Annotated in this window: 24 protein-coding genes; 3 read left to right on the top strand and 21 right to left on the bottom strand. The window is 60.7% G+C overall.

Annotation, left to right across the window (positions count from 1 at the left end):
• Positions 1-2 precede the first annotated feature (2 nt).
• On the bottom strand, positions 3-1,229 hold the full coding sequence (locus OU694_RS06250; protein WP_308910119.1) for an LL-diaminopimelate aminotransferase: 1,227 nt from the start codon (positions 1,227-1,229) through the stop codon (positions 3-5).
• 177 nt (positions 1,230-1,406) lie between these two features.
• Here OU694_RS06250 and OU694_RS06255 point away from each other — a divergent pair, with 177 nt between their 5' ends.
• Entirely contained in the window at positions 1,407-3,203 is a 1,797-nt protein-coding gene (locus OU694_RS06255) for a PHA/PHB synthase family protein (protein ID WP_308910120.1), read from the top strand.
• Positions 3,204-3,256: 53 nt separating this feature from the next.
• Here OU694_RS06255 and OU694_RS06260 read toward each other — a convergent pair whose 3' ends face one another.
• From OU694_RS06260 to yajC, 6 genes are all read right to left on the bottom strand, one after another.
• Positions 3,257-3,829 (bottom strand): hypothetical protein, encoded by a 573-nt coding sequence (locus OU694_RS06260; RefSeq protein ID WP_308910121.1) that lies wholly within the window; start codon positions 3,827-3,829, stop codon positions 3,257-3,259.
• Positions 3,830-3,959: 130 nt separating this feature from the next.
• Entirely contained in the window at positions 3,960-4,976 is a 1,017-nt protein-coding gene (locus tag OU694_RS06265; RefSeq protein WP_308910122.1) for a hypothetical protein, read from the bottom strand.
• A gap of 123 nt (positions 4,977-5,099) precedes the next feature.
• Complete coding sequence (locus tag OU694_RS06270) at positions 5,100-5,507, bottom strand: Mth938-like domain-containing protein (RefSeq protein ID WP_308910123.1); 408 nt, start codon at positions 5,505-5,507, stop codon at positions 5,100-5,102.
• A 10-nt stretch (positions 5,508-5,517) separates the two neighbouring features.
• Positions 5,518-6,492 (bottom strand): protein translocase subunit SecF, encoded by a 975-nt coding sequence (gene secF, locus OU694_RS06275; RefSeq protein WP_308910124.1) that lies wholly within the window; start codon positions 6,490-6,492, stop codon positions 5,518-5,520.
• A 12-nt stretch (positions 6,493-6,504) separates the two neighbouring features.
• On the bottom strand, positions 6,505-8,106 hold the full coding sequence (secD, locus tag OU694_RS06280) for a protein translocase subunit SecD (protein ID WP_308910125.1): 1,602 nt from the start codon (positions 8,104-8,106) through the stop codon (positions 6,505-6,507).
• Between the two features lie 63 nt (positions 8,107-8,169).
• Complete coding sequence (gene yajC / locus OU694_RS06285) at positions 8,170-8,505, bottom strand: preprotein translocase subunit YajC (RefSeq protein WP_308910126.1); 336 nt, start codon at positions 8,503-8,505, stop codon at positions 8,170-8,172.
• A gap of 195 nt (positions 8,506-8,700) precedes the next feature.
• Here yajC and OU694_RS06290 point away from each other — a divergent pair, with 195 nt between their 5' ends.
• Positions 8,701-9,558 carry an ATP-binding protein gene (locus tag OU694_RS06290; protein ID WP_308910127.1) on the top strand — a complete coding sequence of 286 codons (858 nt, stop codon included), beginning with the start codon at positions 8,701-8,703 and terminating at the stop codon, positions 9,556-9,558.
• A gap of 4 nt (positions 9,559-9,562) precedes the next feature.
• On the opposite strand, the gene OU694_RS06295 is transcribed toward OU694_RS06290, so the two are convergent.
• The 14 genes from OU694_RS06295 to OU694_RS06360 all read right to left on the bottom strand — a co-directional run bounded on the left by OU694_RS06295 (position 9,563) and on the right by OU694_RS06360 (position 22,496).
• On the bottom strand, positions 9,563-10,681 hold the full coding sequence (locus OU694_RS06295; protein WP_308910128.1) for a sensor histidine kinase: 1,119 nt from the start codon (positions 10,679-10,681) through the stop codon (positions 9,563-9,565).
• Between the two features lie 60 nt (positions 10,682-10,741).
• Positions 10,742-11,860, bottom strand: a complete 1,119-nt coding sequence (locus OU694_RS06300) for a peptidoglycan DD-metalloendopeptidase family protein (protein WP_308910129.1) — start codon at positions 11,858-11,860, stop codon at positions 10,742-10,744.
• Between the two features lie 48 nt (positions 11,861-11,908).
• Complete coding sequence (surE, locus tag OU694_RS06305) at positions 11,909-12,691, bottom strand: 5'/3'-nucleotidase SurE (protein ID WP_308910130.1); 783 nt, start codon at positions 12,689-12,691, stop codon at positions 11,909-11,911.
• On the bottom strand, positions 12,688-13,962 hold the full coding sequence (serS, locus tag OU694_RS06310; protein WP_308910131.1) for a serine--tRNA ligase: 1,275 nt from the start codon (positions 13,960-13,962) through the stop codon (positions 12,688-12,690). The genes surE and serS overlap by 4 nt, the downstream gene beginning before the upstream one ends.
• A gap of 34 nt (positions 13,963-13,996) precedes the next feature.
• Positions 13,997-14,827 carry a twin-arginine translocase subunit TatC gene (gene tatC / locus OU694_RS06315; RefSeq protein ID WP_308910132.1) on the bottom strand — a complete coding sequence of 277 codons (831 nt, stop codon included), beginning with the start codon at positions 14,825-14,827 and terminating at the stop codon, positions 13,997-13,999.
• A complete protein-coding gene (gene tatB, locus OU694_RS06320) occupies positions 14,824-15,177 on the bottom strand; it encodes a Sec-independent protein translocase protein TatB (RefSeq protein ID WP_308910133.1) in 354 nt (117 codons plus the stop codon). The genes tatC and tatB overlap by 4 nt, the downstream gene beginning before the upstream one ends.
• 34 nt (positions 15,178-15,211) lie before the next feature.
• Positions 15,212-15,439, bottom strand: a complete 228-nt coding sequence (locus tag OU694_RS06325) for a twin-arginine translocase TatA/TatE family subunit (RefSeq protein ID WP_308910134.1) — start codon at positions 15,437-15,439, stop codon at positions 15,212-15,214.
• A 72-nt stretch (positions 15,440-15,511) separates the two neighbouring features.
• Positions 15,512-16,231 (bottom strand): SMC-Scp complex subunit ScpB, encoded by a 720-nt coding sequence (gene scpB, locus OU694_RS06330; RefSeq protein WP_308910135.1) that lies wholly within the window; start codon positions 16,229-16,231, stop codon positions 15,512-15,514.
• A gap of 8 nt (positions 16,232-16,239) precedes the next feature.
• Positions 16,240-17,058, bottom strand: a complete 819-nt coding sequence (locus OU694_RS06335) for a segregation and condensation protein A (RefSeq protein ID WP_308910136.1) — start codon at positions 17,056-17,058, stop codon at positions 16,240-16,242.
• Complete coding sequence (locus tag OU694_RS06340; RefSeq protein WP_308910137.1) at positions 17,055-17,705, bottom strand: site-2 protease family protein; 651 nt, start codon at positions 17,703-17,705, stop codon at positions 17,055-17,057. Before OU694_RS06340 ends, OU694_RS06335 begins: the two co-directional genes overlap by 4 nt.
• 5 nt (positions 17,706-17,710) lie before the next feature.
• Positions 17,711-18,727 (bottom strand): beta-N-acetylhexosaminidase, encoded by a 1,017-nt coding sequence (gene nagZ, locus OU694_RS06345; RefSeq protein ID WP_308910138.1) that lies wholly within the window; start codon positions 18,725-18,727, stop codon positions 17,711-17,713.
• A 10-nt stretch (positions 18,728-18,737) separates the two neighbouring features.
• Entirely contained in the window at positions 18,738-19,535 is a 798-nt protein-coding gene (locus OU694_RS06350; protein ID WP_308910139.1) for an SPOR domain-containing protein, read from the bottom strand.
• A 1-nt stretch (position 19,536) separates the two neighbouring features.
• A complete protein-coding gene (gene argS / locus OU694_RS06355) occupies positions 19,537-21,288 on the bottom strand; it encodes an arginine--tRNA ligase (RefSeq protein WP_308910140.1) in 1,752 nt (583 codons plus the stop codon).
• Positions 21,285-22,496, bottom strand: a complete 1,212-nt coding sequence (locus OU694_RS06360) for a deoxyguanosinetriphosphate triphosphohydrolase (RefSeq protein WP_308910141.1) — start codon at positions 22,494-22,496, stop codon at positions 21,285-21,287. Before OU694_RS06360 ends, argS begins: the two co-directional genes overlap by 4 nt.
• A gap of 168 nt (positions 22,497-22,664) precedes the next feature.
• Between OU694_RS06360 and OU694_RS06365 the strand changes: the two genes are divergently transcribed.
• Positions 22,665-23,201 carry a PAS domain-containing protein gene (locus tag OU694_RS06365; RefSeq protein ID WP_308910142.1) on the top strand — a complete coding sequence of 179 codons (537 nt, stop codon included), beginning with the start codon at positions 22,665-22,667 and terminating at the stop codon, positions 23,199-23,201.
• Positions 23,202-23,275: the final 74 nt, after the last annotated feature.

The following is a 23,275-nucleotide window of genomic DNA, read 5'->3' on the forward strand; positions in this document are numbered from 1 at the left end:
ACTCAATTCTTCGAAACTTGGGCGGCTGTCCAGTCAGCGATGATGCTGTCCTTGTTCGCCATGAATTTCTTGATATTGCGGATGGCCTGCCGCAGGCGGTGCTCGTTTTCCACAAGGGCGATCCGCACGAATCCTTCCCCATATTCGCCGAAGCCGACGCCCGGCGCCACCGCCACCTTGGCATGCTGCAGAAGAAGTTTGGCAAACTCCATCGAACCCATCTCGCGGAAATCTTCCGGCAGCGGCGCCCAGGCGAACATTGTGGCCTTCGGGCTCGGCACATCCCAGCCGGCAGCGGCAAGGCCGCTAATCAGCACATCGCGGCGCGCTTTATAGGTACGGCGGTTTTCCTCGATGCAGTCCTGCGGGCCATTGAGGGCAGCCGTGGCCGCCACCTGCACTGGCGTGAAGGCACCGTAGTCGAGATAGCTTTTGACACGGGTCAGCGCGCTGATCAGTGTCTTGTTGCCAACCGCGAAACCGACGCGCCAGCCCGCCATCGAATAGGTCTTGGACATGGAAGTAAATTCAACGGCGCAGTCCCATGCCTTGTCGATCTGCAGGATCGAGGGCGGCGGCACGTCGTCAAAATAAATCTCGGCATAGGCCAGGTCCGACAGGATCCAGATGCCGCGCGCATGGCAGAAGTCCACGACTTCACGGTAAAAATCGAGATCGACAACCTCCGCCGTCGGGTTTGACGGATAATTGAGGATCACGGCGCTTGGCGTCGGCACGCTGTGCTGCACAGCGCGGGAAAGCTCGCGCATGAAATTGGCGCCCGGTGCCATCGGCAGGTGGCGCACCGATGCCCCGGCAATCATGAAACCATAGGGGTGGATCGGATAGGACGGGTTCGGCGAAATGATCACATCACCCGGTGCCGTGATGGCTTGTGCGAGGTTGGCGAGCCCCTCTTTCGAACCCATCGTCACAATGGCCTCGGTTTCGGGGTCCACGTCCACGCTGAAGCGCCGCTTGTAATAGGCGGCAAGCGCCTTCCGGAGGCCCGGAATACCTTTCGAAATCGAATAGCCGTGGGTCGTCGGATTATCGACCGTCTCTTTCAGCTTATCCACGATATGCTGGGGCGTGGGCAGATCGGGATTGCCCATGCCAAGATCAATAATATCTTCGCCACGCGCTCGCGCCGCCGCCTTCATCTGATTCACTTCAGCGAACAGATAAGGAGGAAGACGGCGGATACGGTAGAAGTCGTTGCTGCTCATGGCGAAAAATGTTCCAATTGGTTGGGTGGATGCCGATACGGCAGTGAAACTGTCGTTTCACCGGCCTACATCTAAGGGAATTGTATTGCGCACGCAATCTTCGTAATCATTTGCGATGCATTTTGTAATAGTCTTGCGCGAACCTGAAGGTTCGTCAGTCATTGCGGGGGGCAGATCATGACCGATTCTGAGGGGACCAAGGGGACAGGCATGCCGGATATGGAGGCATACGCGGCCTTTGTGTCGGATGCTGCCGGCAAGTCGCAGCAAATGATCGAGGAATTCCTCGAATCCCAGCCAAGCGAAGTGCGCTCGGCGCTCGATCCCATGAACCTGACGCCGGCGATTCTGGACCTCACCCGCAAGATGGTGGCAGACCCCAACGCCTTCATGCGCAACCAGATCTCCTTCTTCGAGGACTATCTGAAGCTCGTCGATGCCTCGGCGCGGCGCATGGCGGGGATAGAAGCCATGCCGGTGATCGAGCCGGCCAAGGGCGACAAGCGCTTCAAGGCAGCGGGCTGGAGTGAACAGGCCCCCTTCGATTTCATCAAGCAGAGCTATCTTCTCGCCTCGCGCTATATCATGCAGATGGTCGGCAGCGTTCACGGGCTCGACCCTAAAGAAGCCAAAAAGGTCGAGTTTTTCACCAAGCAGATGGTCGATGCAGCGAGCCCCTCGAATTTCCTGCTGACCAACCCCGAAGCCATCCAAGCGACCATCGAATCGAAGGGCGAAAATCTGGTGCGCGGCATGCAGCATCTCTTGGAGGACTTCCAACGCAACCAAGGCATGCCGCTTGTGAAGATGGTGGACGACAGCAAGTTCGCTGTCGGCGAAAACCTCGCCACCACGCCAGGCAAGGTGGTGTTCCGCAACCGCCTGTTCGAGCTCATTCAGTATAGCCCGACCACGAAGGATGTGTACGCGACACCCATCGTGATCTTCCCGCCGTGGATCAACAAATATTACATCCTCGATCTCAGCCCCGAAAAAAGCTTCGTGGCGTGGGCAGTGGCGCAGGGCTTTACCGTCTTCATCGTATCGTGGGTGAACCCCGATGCGTCCTACGCCGACTGCGATATCGCGACCTACATCAAGGAAGGTTTTCTCGAAGCGATCACCGTGGTGCAGGAAATCACCGGTGAGCCCTCGGTGCATACCGTGGGTTACTGCGTGGCCGGGACGATCCTTTCCATGGTGCTGGCCTACCTCCATGCCGAGGGCCGCGAGGGTATCGTCAAATCTGCCACCTTCTTCACCGCACAGGTTGATTTCTCGGAAGCCGGGGACCTTTCAGTCTTCATCGATGATGAACAGCTGGCGGTTATCGACCGGATGATGGCCGAAAAGGGCTATCTCGACAAACGAGCCATGGCGCTGACCTTCAACATGCTGCGATCGAACGACCTGATCTGGTCCTATGTTGTGAACAATTACCTGATGGGCCGCGAGCCGATGGCCTTTGACCTGCTTTACTGGAACTGCGACAGCACCAACCTGCCCCGCGCCTTCCACAAGCAGTATCTGAACTGGATGTACAAGAATAACGCATTGGTCGAACCCGGCGCCCTCGAGATCATGAGCCAGCCGATCGATCTGACGAGTGTGGAGACGCCCTGTTACATTCAGGCGGGCCGCGAGGATCATATCGCCCCGCCTCGTTCGGTCTTCAAAATCACCGATCACTTCCAGGGGCCGATGCGCTTTGTGCTGGCGGGATCCGGCCATATCGCTGGCGTCGTCAACCCGCCTGCCGCCCATAAATATCAGTATTGGACCAATGATAACCGCTACAAGGGCTTCGATGCCTTCCTTGAAGGCGCCGCCGAAACGCCCGGCAGCTGGTGGCCCGACTGGGCGGCATGGCTCGGCACACGCTCCGGCAAGAAGGTACCCGCGCGCGAACCCGGCAAAGGCCCGCACAAGGCGCTGGAGGATGCACCGGGCAGCTATGTGAAGGTCAAAAGCTGAAATACAAAAGGCGCCGGAAACGGCGCCTTTCTTCAAGGGAAGCGGGGGGAAGTTTATTCCTCGAAGTCGGCTTCGGCCTTGGCAGATTCCACATCCCGCATGGCAATCGCTTCATCGTAAAGTGCGCGCAGCTCGATATTCACGGCGCGCATTTCCTCGATCCGGGCCAGCCGCTCGGATACCGCCGCGATGGCCTCGGCGCGACCATGCTTCCAGTTTTCCATCGCAGCTTCACGCGACATGGTTTTCACAACATTGCGAAGGGCTTCGGCTTCGATGGCGAGAACATCGACCACATTTCGGTCGAACACTGTGCTGCTCTCGACAAGCCTTTCAGCGACCTTGCGAGTCATTTCAAGCCGCATCAGAGTGGACGTCGCCACGGCCTTCTGGCACGCCGCCGTTGCCTCAGGCGCCTTCGCTGGTGCAGGAGCCACATGTGGAACGGGCGCAATTGCTGGCTCAAGCCGCTTGTAGCTCGTATCGCTCACCGCGCCCTTGCCGCCCAGTTCCCGCACGATCGACCCAAGGCTATCAAGCGACGCTGGCTCCCCGGCGAGCGCAATGCCCCCGGCAAGTGTTGCGACGGATAGTCCGGCGATGGCGAAACCCACGCGGCGTTTCATCGATAGTCCCCTTGCACAATGCACAGCCCGTTAACCATGCGTGGCACCATCATGCGTCAAATAAGCAACAAGGGCAAGCGATCCGCCGCCTGCCCTTACGAAAGATTATCAATTTCAGGTGAGCGCGCTGTCAGGCGGTGACGCCAGCGTCCGGGCTTTCGGGGGCCTCGGGTGCTTCATCAGCCTCCGGGGTCTCTGGGGCCTCCGGCGCCGCAGGGGTTTCAGCAGCCGGGTTGGTCTGCGGCGCGGCACTCACAGCTGGCGCATCGGGCGCTTTGGGGGCAGCTGGTGCAGCACCCGGTTGCGCAGCCTTGCGACGAGCCAGTTGCTCCTCCAGCCGTTCGCGGGTGCGCTTCAGGTCTGCTTCGGCGCGTTTCAGCGCTTCAAGATGGCGTTCCTCGTCAACCTGCAACTGGAAAGCATTTTCCTTCAGCCGTTTGATATGCAGTTCGCGCACTTCACCATCAAGATCGACCTTCAGTTCAATGTCCTTGAGGGCATCGTTCACATTCTCGCGCGCCCGGCCCAGCACCACGACAAGTTCGTCGCGCATGTTGTCAAGGTCGCTCTGGTGTACCTCGATCTCGCGCAGAGCTTCGGAAAGTGAGCGCTGATAATGCTCTTCGGCTTCGGCGATATGTTCATTCACTTCGGCTTCCGACTGGTTACGCAAGCTTTCGCGCGCTGCCAGAAGGCTCTGCCGGGCCGACGCAAGTGCCGAGCGGTCGATGGCACGCATGTCGGTGGCGTCGCGGGCATCGAGGTCGGCAAGGGCGCGCTCTATATCTTCAAGTGCGCGCGACCGACCTTCCATCACTGCAGCCCGGATATCGGCCGGCCAGTTTTCGCTGCGGGCGGAGATATGACTGGAAATGGCCTTGCCGGATTCAGCGGTGGCTTTGGCAGCTTCCTTCACCGCCTTCACGGATTCCTTCGCTGCTTCGGCTTCGGCCTTGCGGGCGGCAGCTTCAGCTTTCTCGGCCTCGCGCTCAGCTTCGGCGGCTGCAGCCTCGGCGGCATCTGCAGCCTGCTCGGCCGCTCGTGTATCATCGTCAGTTGCAGCAAACGCCCACGCGGGGGTGGCAAGCGCGCTTCCGGTCAGGAGAAGGGCTGCGATGCCCGCCAGTTTCCTCGCCTTGATTGTCATTCTATCGGTCCTCCAACAGGCCATGCTATGGCATTGCCCCCATGACGCTATCCTGCAACGAGCGGCGCCTGCTGCAAAGTCTTTTGGCGATGAATGGAAAGTCCCTTGCGACAGACCGCCGGATCAATCGACCGGCAGCAGGAGCGCCGCAACCCGGCGTTCCTCAAGGAGCAGGACATTGTAGGTGCGGGCAGCCGCCCCGGTATCCATGATGTCATGCCCGATCCCGGCAGCGTCGAGCTTTGCCCGGAGGGCCGAGGGCACCAGCGACATGCGGGCACCGGTGCCGATCAGTACAAGGTCGATCTTTGGATCAGCATTCAAGGCTTTCCCGAAGTCGGCAAGCGTGAGAGAGGCGATATCTGTCGCCTCAATCGGATAGACCCCCCCCGGCAGGACAATGACGCCCCCCTCGAAACGGCGCCCCATCAGGCGGAAGCCACCCTCCCCGTAGCCTTCCACCAGCAGCACATCATCGGGATGCTGCTGGTCAAGGAAGACGCCGGAGCCCTGGATGCTTTTGCCTGCCACCTCGCCGTCCTCAGTTCGCGAACGGATCGACCGAACGGGACTTGTCCACCGTCGGGTCGTTATCCTGCACGTCGTTGAACATGTGCTCGCGGTCCAGCTTCATCAGCGTCAGGAGCGGCGACGCCACGAAGATCGAGCTGTAGGTACCCACAAAAATGCCCCAGATCATCGCAGCGGTGAAACCACGGATCACTTCGCCCCCGAAGATATAGAGGCCAAGCAGCGCCAGCAGTGTGGTGAAGCTTGTCATCGTCGTGCGGCTGAGTGTCTGGTTCAGCGAGAAGTCGATAAGCTCGGGCACCTCCATCTTGCGGAACTTGCGGATATTCTCTCGGATACGGTCGTAGACGACCACAGTATCGTTGAGCGAATAGCCGACAATGGTCAGGAGCGCCGCAATGACCGACAGGTTGAATTCGAGCTGTGTGATTGCGAAGAAGCCGATGGTCAGGATCACGTCGTGGAACAGCGCGATCACGGCGCCAAGGCCGAACTGCCATTCGAAACGGAACCAGATGTAAATCAGCACGGCGGCAAGCGCGACCGAGATGGCGATGATGCCATCGCGCTTCAGCTCGCCCGAAACCTTCGGCCCGATCACGTTCTCCTGCCGGAAGCTCACGTCCGGCACGGTCTTTTCAAGCGTGGCGCGAACGAGATCAAGCGCTGCTTTCTGGGCCGCATCATCGCCGGGCTGGCGTTCAACGCGGATCAGCGCTTCGCTCGGGCGGCCATATTCCTGCACGGAAACGTCGCCGAGGCCGAGATCCGAGAGAGAGCCGCGAACGTGGCCGATATCGATGGCGCTGTCATTCGTGGTGCCGATTTCAACGGCAAGGCCGCCTTCGAAGTCGATGCCATAGTTGAGGCCGACGCTGAAGAAGAGCGCGATGGAAGCCACAATGCCGAGGATCGAAAGCCCGTAGCAGAACTTGCGCGCCGCCATGAAGCCGATTTTGGTGTTATCCGGAATAAGCCGAAGCATGGTGGTTCTTCCTCAGATATTGATTTTTTCGGGCCGGGCGCGATTGAGCCAGGTCGTCAGGATAAGGCGCGTCAGCACAACGGCCGAGAAGACGGACGTGATGATGCCGATACCAAGCGTCACGGCAAAACCCTGCACAGGGCCGGAGCCGAGGAAGTATAGCACAAAGGCCGCGATGAAGGTTGTGATGTTGGCATCAATCACCGTGGACATGGCCTGGCCATAGCCTTCGCTGAGCGCCGCGAACGGCTTGCGTCCGGCCATCTGTTCTTCACGGATCCGCTCGAAAATGATCACGTTGGCGTCGACCGCCATACCGATGGTCAGCACGATGCCGGCGATACCGGGCAGCGTGAGTGTCGCCTGAAAGAGGCTGAGCGCACCAAGGATCAGGAGAACGTTGGTGAAAAGCGCGATGTTCGAAATGATGCCGAACCAGCCGTAACCGAAGAACATATAGGCCACAACAGCAAGGAAACCGATCACCGCTGCGACTTCGCCGGCAGCAATCGAGTCAGCACCGAGATCCGGGCCGACAGTCCGTTGTTCCATCACTTCAAGCGGCACGGGCAGCGCACCGGCTTTCAGGAGGGTTGCCAGTTCCTGCGCTTCCTCGACCCCGCCGATCCCGGTGATCTGGCCGGAGCCGCCAAGGATCGCAGTGATGATGCGCGGGGCGCTGATGATTTCGTTATCGAGCACGATGGCGAACGGGCGGCCCACATTCTCGCGGGTATGGTTGCCAAAGCGGCGCGCGCCCGAGGTGTTGAAGGCAAAAGCCACGGCCGGCTGGCCGTTCTGGTCGAACGCCGCCTTGGCATCGACAAGATCGTCCCCCGAAACGATGGCGCGTTTCTCGATGACCATCTCGCCACCACCACGCACCGGCAGCACCTTTTCGCTGGACCGGATGCGGCCGCGGGCGATGTCATCGGGCGAGATATTGGTATTCACGTCATGGAAGCTGAGCTTTGCGGCCGTCGAAATCACGCTCAGCAGGCGCTGCGGGTCGCTTTCGCCCGGCACCTGCAGGACAATGCGGTTGTCGCCTTGCGGCTGCAGGGTGATTTCACGGGTACCATCGGGATCCACACGCTTGCGAACCACTTCAAGCGCCCGCGAGATTGCATCGCGCGCCTGCATGCTGATGCCTTCGTCAGTCAGCGTCAGGGTGAATTTGCGGCCTTCGCGCTCGATGGCAACTTCCTGAACGGTCGCCCCCATCATGCCGCCAAGGCCGGCGCTTGCCTGCGTCAGCGGCAACAGTGCAACACGGGCCTTCTCGATCATCGCCTCATCCGATACCGAGAAGATGACCGAGCGGCCTTCGATCCGCACACCGGTAAAGTTGATGTCTTTTTCGTTGCGACGAATGTCGCGCACCTGCCCCGCCAGATTCTCAAGACGGCCTTCGATAATGTCGTCCGTCTTGGCTTCGAGAAGGAGATGGACGCCGCCGCGCAGGTCAAGCCCCAGATTGAGCGTTTTGGAGGGCAGGAAATCGGGCAGTTCGGCCCTTTGCTGCTCGGACAGGAAATTCGGGAGCGCGGCAGTGAAACCAAACAGGCAAACGCCCAGGATCAGCAGCAGCTTCCAGCGCGGATAAGTCGACATGGCGGGGTCCTCTCGTCACGGGGGCACCAGCGGGACCAGCCCTGCCAGTGCCCGGCCGGACTGTTACTCTTCGGTCTTGGCAGGTTCACCCTTGGCGCGGACTTCGCTGAGGGTGCTTTTCACGACGCGGACCTTGACGCCTTCGCCGATCTCGACCTCGATCTCGTTATCGTCTTTTACACGCACGACCTTGCCGATGAGGCCGCCGGCGGTCACGACGGTGTCGCCGCGCTTCACGTTGGCAACCATCTCGCGGTGTTGCTTCATGCGCTTTGACTGCGGACGCAGCACGAGGAACCAGAAAATCACCACGATCAGGATGAGCGGCAGGAAGCTCTCGATAAGGCCGGGCTGCTGGGCAGCGGTGGCGGCATCGGCGAAGGCCGGAGTGGAAAACATCGGATAGTCCCCTTGAATAAAGAATGGCGGACGGGCAACCGGCCCCTCCACGGTATTTTGCCTTGGTCCCGGACTATAGCCACCCTGCCCCCGATTGCAACAGACGAGGCGGCGTTTGCCCTTGACGTCTCGCTTCGGGCGACAAGCCATGCTAAGACCTGCCACGAGAGATAAGAACGCGCGTGAGAGATACAAGTGCAAGACAATGATATCAAGCTAATCAGCGTCCTTGAACGCATCGCCAACGCCCTTGAAGGTCGTCCGGAAGCACCCGCTGCCCCGGCGCTTGATCCGTCAGTGAATGCTTATGTTTATGAAGCCGAACGCCATGCCCTTCAGCCGGTGCGGCACGTATCCGCCCCGCCGCTTGCACTTGTTCTGGGCGTCGACCGGCCACGCGATGCGCTTCTTGAAAATACCCGCCGCTTTGCGCGCGGCGCGGCGGCCAACAATGCACTTCTCTGGGGTGCGCGCGGCATGGGCAAAAGCACGCTCGTGAAGGCCGTGCATCAGGCGGTCTTGCCGGAATCCCCCCTGTCGCTTGTTGAAATCCACCGCGAAGATATCGCCGCCCTTCCCGCCCTTCTCACCATCCTGAAGGCTGCTGACGGGCGTTTCATCATTTTCTGCGATGATCTGTCCTTCGACCAGCCAGACAGGGATTTCAAGGCGTTGAAGTCCGTTCTTGAAGGCGGCCTTGAAGGCAGGCCCGACAATGTGATTTTTTATGCGACATCGAACCGCCGTCATCTGCTGCCGCGCCAGATGATGGATCAGGAGGCCGCAACCGGCATTCACCCGACCGAAGCGATGGATGAGACGATTGCCCTGTCCGACCGTTTCGGCCTTTGGCTCGGCTTCTATCCCTGCGATCAGGACATCTATCTCGGGATCGTGCGGGGGTATCTCGCGCACTTCGGGCTTGATACCAGCGGCGACTGGATGGCGGCTGCCCTTGAATGGTCAAAAACCCGGGGCAACCGGTCAGGCCGCACGGCGTGGCAGTTCGTCACCGCATGGGCCGGCGAAGCGGGCAAATCGGTCGCTTTCTAGGTTGTCAGAGGAAAAGTTCCTGATATTTGCGGTCGCTGTTTTCACGGACCGGGATGGCGACCGTGACGGTCGTTCCCTTGCCGGGCTCGGATGCCATCGCAAAATCACCGCCAAGGAGCCGCACAAAGCGGTCAACAATCGTGAGGCCGAGCCCTGCCCCGTCATGCTGGCGCGCATAGGCGCTGTCCACCCGTACAAAGGGCTCGAGCACGCGGGATAGCTGGTCTTCGGTCATCCCGATGCCGGTATCGATCACCCTGTAAGTCAGCTTATCGTTCGCGAAGGCCGCCTCGAGGCGCACATCGCCCCCGTCCGGCGTATATTTGGCCGCGTTCGACAAAAGGTTGATGAGAATCTGACGGATCAGGCGGCTGTCACTCTCGACGCGGACTTCCGATATTTCAGACGTAAGCCCGATCGACTTTTCAGCGCACATGCCGGCGACATAGGCGAGGCAATCGCGCGCATGCGGCGCCACATCGAAGGGCTCTTCCTTCACATCGATCTTGCCGGCCTCAAGCTTGGCGATATCGAGGATCTCGTTGATAAGGGTCAGGAGATGCGAACTGCTTGTGTGGATAACCTTCAGATATTCTTCGCGCTTCTGGTCGTCCACAGCCCCGGCTCGCCCGAGCAGCATTTCCGTGAAGCCCATGACCGCATTGAGCGGGGTTCTGAGTTCGTGGCTCATCGTCGCCAGAAATTCCGATTTCGCCTGGTTCGCCTCCTCCGCCTTCACGGCCAAGCGCTGGGTTTCCGCGAACAGGGCCCTCAATTCCTCTTCCGCCCGCTCGCGGCGCTCCACCTCGTGCGACACGCGGCGGATGGCCGGCAGCCAGCGCGCCAGCCCAAGGCCGATCAGCAGCACCCCCGGCGCATAGATGATCGGCAGGATGCTCGGCCCCAGCCGATCACGATCAAAAATCGTCTGGAAGTAAGGCGTCATGGCCGGCACTTCTTCGAGATAATCGAAGATGCCGGCTCCGAAGATGATGCAGCTGCCAATCAGGATATAATTGAAGCCACGATCCACACTGCCAAGCCGCCTCGCGCTCAGGATCAGCGTCGCACACACGATGCCGATGCATACGAGCATCAGCAATGTCGCATTGATGAATTCCATATCCGCCGCATTTCCTTCCTCGGATACAATTGCTTGTAATAGAGGAAGGTTGACAAGCAGTTACCAGACCGCGATGTCAGTCGGTCCAGCGTCCGCCCGCTGGCGTTCAAGGAAGCGCAACGGATCGAGCGCCTGTCGGCCCTGCCGGATCTCGAAATGGAGTTGCGGTTCGCGCACACCGCCCGTGTTGCCGACGCGGGCAACCACCTGCCCGCGCGTCACCTTCTGCCCCTGCCGCACCAGTAACCGCTCGTTATGCGCATAGGCCGTGATCCAGCCTCCCGCATGCTTCACCAGAAGCAGGTTGCCATAGCCCACCAGCGCGTTCGAGGCGTAAACCACCACGCCGTCTTCTGCCGCTTTGACCGGGGTCCCGGCGGGAGCAAGGATATTGATGCCGTCATTATGCTGGCCGCTGCCGGTCGGGCCGTAGCGCGCGACGATGGTGCCGGTGAGCGGCCAGGTGAAGGTTGAACTGCGGCGCGGCGGCGGCGCAGCCGTCACGCGGCCCACGACCTCGGTTTCGCGGCGCCGCTCGGCATAGGTGCCACCCCCGTCCGGCCACGGCACGGTTGATGGTACTGCAGGCGTCACCGCCTCGGCTTCCGCGCCGCCCGGCAGGCTCAGGCGCTGGCCGATGGCCAGATTATAGGGCGGGCGAACATTGTTCAGCGCCATCAGGTCGGCAAGGTTGACGCCGTAAGCGCGGGAGATGCTGTAGCCGGTATCCCCCTTGGCAACCACATGGACCTGCACATTCGGCACCCGTATCTCCTGCCCCACCGTCAGCCGGTAGGGCGGTGCCAGTCGGTTCGCACTGATCAGGTCGCGCACCGGCACACCGGTGCGGCGCGAAATCGCATACAGCGTGTCGCCGGGGCCGACCTTTTCGATCCCGCTTGAAGGCAGCGGCGTGGATGTGACCGGCACCGGCGCTGCCCCTGCATCCACCGGCTCATAAGGTGCGGCGTAGCGCGACGGAACTTGCGCCGGCTTGAATTTCGGATAAGGCACCGGCACCGGCGAATTGCGGATGTCGTAAACCGGCTTGATGTCCTCAGGCCGTGTATAACTGCCGCCACTGCCGAAACAGGCGGCAAGGGGCAAGGCAAGCGCAAGCCCCACAAGCCCGCGCCACGCCTGAATTTTTCCAATTGAAGCGCCAAGCCGCACGATCATGATCCGAAAATACCGGCTCCCTCCCCCCGCTTCAAGCAGTACGGAGGATTACTTGCAGAAGTCGCAGGTAATCGCCTCGGAAAGAGCCGCGCGGGTGGCATGGTGGGTGAGGTCAAGATGCAGCGGCGTGACCGAGATGCAGCCGTCGCGCACTGAATTCAGGTCCGATTCCTGCCCCGGCACACCAATCTCCCGGCCAAGTCCGAACCAGTAATAGCGGAAACCGCGCGGGTCGATCCGTTCCTCAACATTGGAGGAACCCATTTCGCGGCGGCCTTGTGCGGTGATCTTGATACCCTTCACCTCGCCAGCCGGCATCGCCGGGAAATTGACATTCATCAGCACGCCTGCGGGCCATCCGGCCGCCAGCAGCTTTTCAAGGACTACAGGTGCGTGAGTTTCCGCCGTTTCCCAAGGGGCAGACCGGTCGAGATCGACACACTGGCTGAAAGCAACCGAGGGAATGCCGGCAAGCGTGCCTTCGATGGCCACGGAAACCGTGCCGGAATAGGTCACGTCTTCCGCCAGATTGCCGCCCCGGTTGACCCCGGAAAGGATCAGTGTCGGTTTGTGGTCGATCATCAGCTTGTTGACGGCCATCATCACGCAGTCAGTCGGCGTACCATCAATGGCGTAGCGCTTGTCGGCGAGCTTGCGCACGCGCAAGGGTTTGGTGATGGTCAGCGAGTGGCCGGCGCCCGATTGCTCGGCTTCCGGCGCAATCACCCACACGTCATCTGAAAACTTGCGAGCAACCCGCTCAAGCACGGCAAGGCCGGTGGCATTGATGCCATCGTCATTGGAAACGAGGATGCGTTCTACCCGGCTCATGCTGAAATGACCTCGATCCCGCCCATATAGGGGCGCAGGGCCTCGGGTACCGTGATCGAGCCGTCTTCATTCTGATAGTTTTCCATCACGGCGATCAGCGTGCGGCCGACGGCAAGGCCCGAACCGTTCAGTGTATGCACGAAACGGGTCTGCTTCTCGCCTTTCGGGCGGCAGCGCATCTTCATGCGGCGTGCCTGGAATTCACCGCACGTGGAGCAGGACGAAATTTCGCGATACTGGTTTTGCCCCGGCAGCCAGACCTCAAGGTCATAGGTGCGCTCGGCTGCGAAGCCGATATCACCCGAGCAAAGCTTCATGGTGCGGAACGGCAGGCCAAGGCGCTTCAGGATTTCCTCGGCGCAGCGGGTCATCCGCTCGTGTTCCTCGTCCGCCTGTTCCGGAGTCGTCACCGATACCATCTCGACCTTCTCGAACTGGTGCTGGCGGATCATGCCGCGCGTGTCGCGCCCGGCCGAGCCGGCCTCGGCGCGGAAACACTGGGTCAGCGTGGTGAAGCGCAGCGGCAGGTCTTCTTCGGCGAGGATTTCATCGGCATGGATGTTCGTCAGCGTCACTTCAGAGGTCGGGATCAGATAGTGATCGCCGGCCTTGAAGAGGTCATCCTCAAACTTCGGCAGCTGGCCGGTGCCCATCAGCGCAGTGTCTTTCACAAGCGCCGGTGTCAGCATCTCGGTATAGCCATGCTCGTTGACATGCAGGTCCAGCATGAACTGGCCAAGCGCGCGTTCAAGCCGGGCGAGCTTGCCCTTGAGGACCACGAAGCGCGAGCCGGAAAGCTTGGCGGCGCGTTCGAAATCCATCATGCCCAGCGCTTCGCCAAGATCAAAATGTTCCTTCGGCTGGAAGCTGAAGTCGCGCGGTGTGCCATGGCGGCGGACTTCCACGTTGCCGCTTTCGTCCGGGCCTTCGGGCACGTCATCCCGCACCATGTTCGGCAGCGCCATCAGGATGCTGTCGAGGCCGCCCGTGAGATCGCGTTCCATTTCCTCAAGCTCGGCGAGACGCCCCTTGAGGCCAGCGACCTCGTCCATCAGCGCCTGCGCCTTTGCCTCGTCCTTGTCGGCCTTGGCACGGCCGATCAGCTTCGAAGCTTCATTGCGGCGGGCCTGCGCCTCCTGCGCTTCCGTCATCACCGCCCGGCGGGCGCTATCGATCGACAGGATTTCCCCGGAACGGGCCTCGGCACCCCGTTTGGCAAGGGCGCGGTCAAAGGCTTCGGGATTGTCGCGGATGAGCTTCAGGTCGAACATGGGATATCTTTCATTCCGGATCAGTCGGGGCCGATTACTCGGGCGTGGTCACGCGCTTCTTCTCGGACGCGCGGATCATCAGGATGGATAGCTCATACAAAAGCAGCATCGGTATGCCAAGGGCGATCTGGCTGATCGGATCCGGCGGCGTCAGGATTGCCGCCATGAAAAAGACGACAACGATGGCATAGCGACGCTTCTCGCGGAGCGTATCGGCGGAGATCAGCCCGGCCCGGCCCATCAGCGTGAGCGCGACAGGCATCAGGAAGGCAAAGCCGAAGGCAAACACCATCTGCATGATTAGCGACAGATATTCGCTGACCCGCGTTTCCGCCGCGATCTGCACGGCGCCGTTGCCGCCGGCTTCCTCGTAGCTCAGGAGAAACTGCCACGCCCAAGGCACCACCATGAAATAGGCGAGGCATGCGCCCATGGCAAATAGGATCGGGGTCGCGAACAGGAAAGGCGCGAAGGCGCTGCGCTCGTTTTTGTATAGGCCCGGCGCCACGAACTTCCATATCTGGATCGCCAAGATCGGGAAAGTGACGATGAAGGCGGCATAGAGCGCAACCTTGATATCGACCACGAATTTTTCCATGAGGCCGGTATAGATCATCCGCACCCCTTCCTTGCCCACCTGTGCATCCACATAGGGTTTGGCGAGAATCTGGAAAATATCGGCCGAGAAATAGAGCGCGACGAGGAAGGCGAGCAGGAGCCCGATGACCACCTTGATAAGCCGCGAGCGCAGCTCCTTCAGATGCTCCAGAAGCGGGGCCTTGGATGCCGAAACCTCGTCCTCGTCGTCCTCAATCAGGTCCGGCGGAGCGATATGGGCGGCGTAATCATCGGGGCGCATCGTCATGCCGGCTTGTCCCCGGCTTTGGGTGCCTCGGCTGCTGCCTCAGCAGGCTGTTCAGGGGTTTTCTCCCCCGTCTCGCGGGCGCGGTTCGCCATGATATGGTCGGTGACTTCCTCGGGGCTCATGCCGGGCTTCAGGCCTTCGCGCTTGCGCTCGTCACGGAAGGGGTCGGTCTCGCGCTCCACTTCATCGGCCAGATGCTCAATGCCCCGGCGGATTTCATAGCTCAGATCGCGGGCCTTGCGGACCATGCCACCAACACTGCGCAGCAGGCGTGGCAAGTCCTTGGGGCCGACCACGATAAGCGCGACCACCGCCAGCACCAGAAGTTCCATGGCGCCAATGTCAAACATGAAAGGCCCCTGCCCTTAAAGACTTCGGTCAGGATCAGGCGTCGGCCTTGTCGCCGGTCTTTTCCGGCTTCGGCGTGGCTTCGGTGTCGCTTTTGTCTTCAACCGACTTCAGGTCCGGCGTGTCCGAGGCGTCCTTCAGACCCTTGCGGAAACTGGTGATACCCTTGGCAACATCGCCCATCAGCTCGGAAATCTTGCCGCGGCCGAACAACAGCACGATCAGCAGCACTACGAGTGCAATTTGCATCCAACCCGGAAACATCGTCTTTTCTCCTTCTGTCCCTTAACCTTCAAGGTAAGGGGCAATCCCACGATCTTCAATCACCGTCTCCGCTCAGGTGAGCGGTTCGGTCTCATAATCCATTTCTTCCTCGTAGCCGGCGGCGCGGCGAAGCGCCACGCCTGCCTTGCGCTCCGAGGCCGCAATCGCATCTTCAAGGTCGATCTGGCGGTCGTCGTCTCGGTCCTTGGTATCTGCCGCATCCGCCATCTTGTGGAAGGCATGATCGACGGTATCCAGAAGGCCTGCCGCCTTCAGGTCGGCAATGCCCGGCAGATCTTTCAGGCTGTCGATTCCGAAATGCACAAGGAAATCCTCACTCGTGCCAAAGGTGACGGGGCGACCGGGCGTTCTGCGGCGGCCCGCCACGCGCACCCAGCCTGCTTCCATCAGCACATCCAGCGTGCCCTTGGAAATGCCGACACCCCGGATATCCTCAATCTCCGCGCGCGTCACCGGCTGGTGATAGGCGATGATGGCAAGTGTTTCGACCGCCGCGCGGGAAAGCTTGCGGGGCTCTTCCACCTCGCGCCGCAAAAGGAAGGCAAGGTCCTCAGCGGTGCGGAACATGAATTTGCCTGCAACCTTCACAAGGTTGACGCCGGCATTCTTATAGTCGCGGATCAGTTCGGCCACGTGAGTTTCGACCGAAGCGCCCTCGGGCAGCCGTTCGGCGATTTCATCCAGCGACAGCGGTCGGTCGCTCGCGAACAGGATCGCCTCGACCATGCGCCGATGCTCGCTCATGCGGCCTTCGTCCAGTTCGTCTTCCATTCCCGTCCTCAATTCCCCCCGGCGCTGCTGTCACGCTCGCGCTGGCGCACATACAGGGGACCGAATGTCTCCATCTGCCGGATTTCAGCCACCCCCTGCCGGGCAAGCTCGAGGCTCGCCACAAACATGGAGGCCAGCGCCGACCGCGCATAGCGGCTGTCCTTCAGCCCGTCCGGCAGGAAGGTTGCCAACTGTGACCAGCTATATACATCGCCAATCAGGCCTGACAAGCGTTCCAGTGCATCTTCAAGCGCCATTACCGGGCGGCGCTCGATCCGCAGTTCCGTCACCATGCTGCGTTCGCGCACGCTGCCATAAGCGCGCAGAAGTTCGTAATAGGTCAGGTCATACTGGCCGAGCTTCAGAAGTTTCAGCCCTTCGGGCGCGCCGCGCAGGAAGACATCCCGCCCTGCCCGGTTGCGGGACATGAGCTGCGCCCCTGCCTCACGCATCGCTTCCAGCCGCTGCAGGCGCAACTGCAGGCGCAGCGCCAGTTCCTCAGCGGAGGGCTCGTCCTCATTCTCTTCCTTCGGCAGCAACAGCCGGGATTTAAGGTAAGCAAGCCAGGCCGCCATCACCAGATAGTCGGCCGCCAGCTCGAGCTTCAGCCTTTTGGCGGCCTGCACGAATTCGAGATACTGTTCGACCAGCGCCAGGATCGAAATCTGGGTCAGATCCACCTTCTGGGTGCGGGCAAGGGTCAGGAGAACATCGAGCGGCCCTTCGAAACCTTCCACCTGCAGGACAAGCGCATCGGTATCGCCGTCCGGCACAGCCGCCCAGACGGGCGCGTCATCGGCTTCGAAAGTGTCGCCCTTGTCGCTCATACCGGGACGCCGACGAGATAGGCGATCAGGCTGAACATCAGACTTGAGGGCACCATGATCACCGAGGGTGCCAGAATGATGACCCCCATCAGGATAATGAAGCCGAAGGGCGCGATGCTGCGATATCTCTGCGCAGCCTCATGCGGCAGGAACTGCTCCACGATCCCGGCACCATCAAGCGGCGGAATGGGCAGCAGGTTGAACACCATGAACAGGCAGTTGATATAGATGCCGAACACCATGGTGTTGACGATCCAGCTATCCGGACCGGCGTCAAACATCAGGGCGAAGCGTACCATATAGGCGCAGAAAACCGCGACCACGACATTGCCCATGGGGCCGGCGAGCGCCACCAGCACCAGATCCCGCCGCAGCTTCCGGAAGGGGCGCGGGTCGATCATCACCGGCTTGGCGTAACCGATCAGGAACGGCAGATTCGCAAGCACCGCGATGATCGGGATCACCACCGTGCCGAAGGGATCGATATGATTAAGCGGGTTGAGCGACAGCCGCCCCTCGGCGATCTGCGACTTGTCCCCCAGATAATAGGCTGCAAAGGCGTGCCCGGCTTCATGCAGGGTGACGGCCAGCAAAAAAGGCAGGGCCATCAGGCTCAGATAGTGGATACTCGAGGCGAGATCGGGCAAACAATTTACTCCGGCTTGTAACGGGCCATCAGGTCGCGGTAACGCTTTTCAAGATCGGCCCTGTCCACACCCTGCCGGGCAGAGACTTCCTCGATCAAGGTGGCGAGCCTCTCCTCGAGTTTCAATGAGGCACGCGGCACAGCGGCGGCGATGGTCTTCATTTCCGCCAGATTACCGTTGCAGTGAAGCGCAATGTCGCACCCGGCGGCCAGCGCATCGGCGGCACGCTTCTCGATCGGGCCTTCAAGCGCATTCATCGAAAGATCGTCCGAGAACAGGATGCCCTGGAAGCCGATCTTCATGCGGATGATCCGGCCGATCACCACTTTCGAAAGCGTGGCCGGCCGTGCGGGATCAATCGTCTGATAGATGATATGCGCCGTCATCGCGAGCGGCGCGTCATGCAACGCCACGAAGGGGGCAAAATCGGTTTTCGAGAGATCATCAAGCGACGCACTCACGCGCGGCAAGCCAAGATGACTGTCCACGAGCGATCGGCCGTGGCCAGGGATGTGCTTGAGCACACCCAGCACGCCGCCATCCGCCATAGATTCCAGCGCGATGCGCCCAAGGGCGCCCACAAGCTGCGGGTCATGCGCAAAGGCGCGGTCGCCGATCACCTTGTCAGCACCGCGCTGCGGCACATCAAGGACCGGCAGGCAGTTCACATTGATGCCAAGCTGCACAAGATCGTCGGCGATGAGGCGGCAATTGAGCCGGAGTGCGCTGGCACCAAGCGTGGCGTCCTGCCGTGCCATGCGGCCAAAGGTTTCCATCGACGGGTAAGCGCGCCAATGAGGTTCCCTCAAGCGCTGCACCCTGCCCCCTTCCTGATCGATCAGGACCGGCACATGCTTGCGACCCGTGGTTTTCTTCAATGCCGTGACAAGCGTGCGCACCTCATCGGGTGTTCCCACATTGCGGGCGAACAGGATGAAGCCCGCAGGCTTCACCTCGCTGAAAAAGGCAGCTTCTTCGTCGCTGAGGGTTGTACCCGCGCAGCCGAAGACGACCGGGATCATCCTCGCCGCCTCACGGGTTCACCACGATGCAGGCCTGGGATTTGGACCGCAGGGCAAGGCAAATCTGGTCGGCTGTCGCGCGGTCCTCGATGGGGCCGAAACGCAAGCGATAAAGCGCCCGCTCGCCAGCCTGCACCCGTTCATACTGCGGGACAAGGCCACCGAGCTCACCGCCGAATTTCTGCTTCAGCATCTTGGCCGCCCCTTCCGCACCAGGTTCGCTGCCATAGGCACCAAGCTGGACCCGGTATTTACCGGCGAACGATGTCTCCGCACGTTCTTCGGGCAAGGCCGCTGCAGGCGCGGGCGTTTCTGCCGAAGGCTCTGTGGCCTGCTCGCTTGCAGTTTGAGCGGGTTCGGTCACCGCCGGCGTAGACGTATCGCGGTCGGTCGCACCCGGCGCATAGCCTTCCTCGCCTGGCTCGCCTTCAAGCGCTTCTTCAGGCAGCGCTTCCATCGGCTGCTCGGCCGGCTGGCCGAGCGCGACATCTTCGCGGGTCTCGATCCCGGCCGCCTTGTCGAAGACCTGCTTGTCCTGATGATCGACCTTCATGCCGCCGGCATCTTCCGGGCGCACCTTCATCGGTTCGCCCGGTGCACTCACATGCATCGGTTCGCCGTCTGGCTGGCCTTCGTAAAGCACGACAATCGCTGCAATGAACAGAATCACCAGAAGGATTGCCCCACCTGCAACAATCATCATCGTGCGGCGGTTGCCGAAAAGGCCTTCTTCATATTCTTCCTCGGGCACCGGTTGCAGCCAGGGTGGCGTTTCCCGGTCATTCTGCCCATAAGGATTGTCGCTCATATCACCGCATTTCCTCAACCGGTGTGACACCGAGAACGGCAAGGCCGCTCGCGATCACGAGCGCTGCCGCACGAATGAGGGCAAGGCGGGCCGCCGTCAGGGCTGCGTCCCCCTCGATCACGAACCTGAGGCTCGTGTCTTCATTGCCCCTGTTCCAGAAGGTATGAAACTCGGACGCAAGATCATAGAGGAAAAATGCAATCCGATGCGGCTCGTGCGCTTCAGCCGCCGCTTCCACAAGGCGCGGCCATGCCGCCACCGAACCGATCAGGGCAAGTTCGGCCGGGTTATTGAGCAGCGACAGATCGGCATCCGCAAGCGATGCATCGTCCAGTGCGAGGTCGGGGAAAACTTCAGACGCTTTCCGGAGTACCGAGAAGACCCGTGCATGGGCATATTGCACATAGAAAACCGGGTTGTCCTTGGATTGCTCCATCACCTTCGCAAAGTCGAAATCGAGGGGTGCGTCATTCTTGCGGGTCAGCATGATGAAGCGGGTCACGTCGCGGCCTACTTCATCCACCACTTCACGAAGTGTCACGAAGTTACCGGCACGCTTGGACATTTTCACCGGCTCACCATCGCGGAACAGGCGCACGAGCTGGCACAGCTTGACATCAAGCTCGGCGTCATCATCAAGCGCCTTCACGGCCGCCTGCATGCGCTTCACATAGCCGCCGTGGTCAGCGCCCAGAACATCGATCATGTCCTTGAAGCCGCGATTGATTTTGTCGAGGTGATAGGCGATGTCCGCCGCAAAATAGGTATATTCGCCGGTCGATTTCTGCAGCGGGCGATCGACGTCGTCGCCAAAGGCGGTGGCGCGGAACAGGGTCTGTTCACGCGGCTCCCAGTCTTCCGGCGTTTTGCCTTTCGGGGCTTCCAGCACACCCTGATACATATGCCCGCGCTTGGTGAGTAAAGCGACCGTCTCCGGGATACGGCCGCTTTCATGCAGCGAACGTTCGGAGAAGAAGACATCATGCTCCACACCCAGCACCTTCAGATCCTCGCGGATCAGGTCCATCATGGCGTTCGACGCATCGATCTTGAAAAGCTTCAGCCAGACATCTTCCGGTGCGTCCAGATACTCGTCGCCGTATTTGTCCTTCAGCATCTGGCCGACCGGCACCAGATAGTCGCCGGGATACAGCCCTTCCGGAATCTCCCCGATATCGCGGCCAAAGGCTTCCTGATACCGCAGGTGCGCGGAGCGGGCGAGCGTGTCGACCTGGCTGCCGGCATCATTGATATAATATTCCTTGGCGACCTTGTAGCCCGCCTTCGCAAGCAGGTTTGCCAGCGCGTCGCCGAACACAGCCCCGCGCACGTGGCCCACATGCATCGGCCCCGTCGGGTTCGCTGACACATATTCCACGTTGACCGCACGACCAGCACCGAGCGTGCCGTCACCGAAGGCCGTGCCCGACTTCAGGATCGTCGCCACCTGCCCTTGCCAAACGGAAGGCGCGAGCCGCCAGTTGATGAAACCGGGGCCTGCGATATCAACACCCTCAACGCCCTTGGCCGTGCCCAGAAGCGGCGCCAGCATGTCGGCGATATCGCGCGGCTTCATGCCGGCCTGCCTTGAGAGCACAAGGGCCGCATTCGTCGCCATGTCGCCGTGGCTTGCGTCTCGCGGCGGCTCCACCGTCACGGCGGTGCAGTCAAGGCCGCCCGGCAGGCGGCCTTCCTCTGCGAGGCCATTCAGCAGGTTGACGATAAGCTGGCGATATTCGGCAAAAATGTTCATTGCGTTACCCGGGAGAGGTCAAAAAGCTTGGCATGTTCGCCAAAGGCGAACCGGTCGGTCATGCCAGCGATGAAATCGGCCACCACACGGGCGGTGTCGGCCGTGCGGGCGCCGCTTGTGCGCGCGCTCCATTCGGTCGGCAGGCATTCCGGTTCGCTGATATAAAGTTGGAACAGGTCTGTCACAACCCTTTTCGCCTTGCTGGTGACGCGATTGACCAGATAGTGGCGGTACATCCGCTCAAAGAGGAATTCCTTCAGCGTCTTCACTGCCCGGCCCATTTCGGGGCCGAAGGAAATGGTCGGCTGCCCGGCATTCCGGATATCGTCCGGCGACTGCGGGTTCAGCGCATCCAGCCGCTTACGGCTTTCGATTGTCAGGTCAGCCACCATGCGGTTGATCAAGCGGCGGACAAGCTCATGGATCAGGATATCCTTCGGCGCGTTCGGATAGGTCCATTTCACTTCGTCAATGAGCTGCGCCAGCACCGGGATCGGCTTCAGTTCATCAAGATCGAAAAGGTTGGCGCGCAGGCCATCATCAAGATCGTGGCTCGAATAGGCGATATCATCGGCAAGGGCAGCGATCTGCGCCTCGGCGCTTGCATAGGTATGCAGCTCCAGATCCATCGTCGGCAGAAATTCACGCAGGCCAAACGGCAGCGACGCGGGCGGGCTTTTCGGATCGATGGCTTTATCAAGGAGCGGGCCATTGTGCTTGGCGAGGCCCTCGAGCGTTTCCCAGGTCAGGTTGAGACCATCGAAGGAAGCGTAGCGATGCTCCAGCTTCGTCAGCAGGCGCAGGGTCTGCGCGTTGTGATCGAAGCCATCATATTCCTTCATGCATTCGTTCAGCACTGCCTCGCCGGCATGACCGAACGGCGGGTGCCCCAGATCGTGCGCCAGTGCCAGTGCTTCGCCCAGATCCTCATTCAGATGCATTTCCCGGCACACGGAACGGGCGATCTGCGCAGTTTCCAGCGAATGGGTCAGGCGCGTCCGGTAATGGTCGCCCTCGTGATACACGAAAACCTGCGTCTTGTGCTTCAGGCGGCGGAAGCTCGAAGAATGGATCACGCGGTCGCGGTCGCGCTGGTAGGGGCTGCGAGTCGGGCTTTCCGGCTCCTTGACGAGACGCCCCCTGCTGTTGTCCGTGCGGCAGGCGTAAGGGGCGAGAAGGTCGTCATAGCTGGGCAGCGCGAGCGTCATTGATGTCTCCGGGCAAGGGGCGTGGTTGGATGGGAGGCACCTTATCCGGGAGGCAAAAACACGGCAACCGATTATCTGTCGGACCTCTCACCGACTTCACGAAAATATTAACAAAGCATTAATTCACACCTTGAAGGTTAAAGACATTTTAACTATGCTTTAACAATCATGATCACGGCGGCTACCATACTCGGCCATGATGCCAATTCCCTGACGGCAGCTTTTCAGGACAATCTGCTTAGCCACTGGAACGAGATCCGCAACGGGCACCGCTTCCCCCTGCGTCGTGCCTTCCGCCCGCAAACAGCCTCCCGTCACCTCCCCCGTGTGGCGATGGTGAGCATCGATGCGGACAGGGCCTTCCACACCCGTGTTGTTGGCAGCGACATCGTGGAACGGCTGCATCTCGACACCAGTACCGACCCGTTGATTGAAGCAAGCGACCTGCATACTCGCGATCTTATGATCGAACTGTTGCGCACGGCGCGTGATGCTGCGATGCCAATCTATCTGGAAGGTGTGTTCTCCCCCGCCGCTTTCCACAGCATCGCCTTCACTGCGCTCGTGCTGCCCTTTTCAATGAACGAGAGCGGCGAAAGCCTTGATGTGCTTATGCTGGCGTTCGACTTTTCCCGCCCCCATACGGTTGACTTTACAACCTACGAACGCCGCGCTGACGACACTTCTTTCGGCGCCGCCATTTGACCCTGAGCCCCGGACGCCTTACATAAGGGCAAAGCACCCGCAGGACAGGTTCCATGCGGGCCGGTTACAAGGAC

The sequence above is a fragment of the Pseudokordiimonas caeni genome, assembly GCF_026719705.1.
GTDB lineage: Bacteria > Pseudomonadota > Alphaproteobacteria > Sphingomonadales > Kordiimonadaceae > Gimibacter > Gimibacter caeni.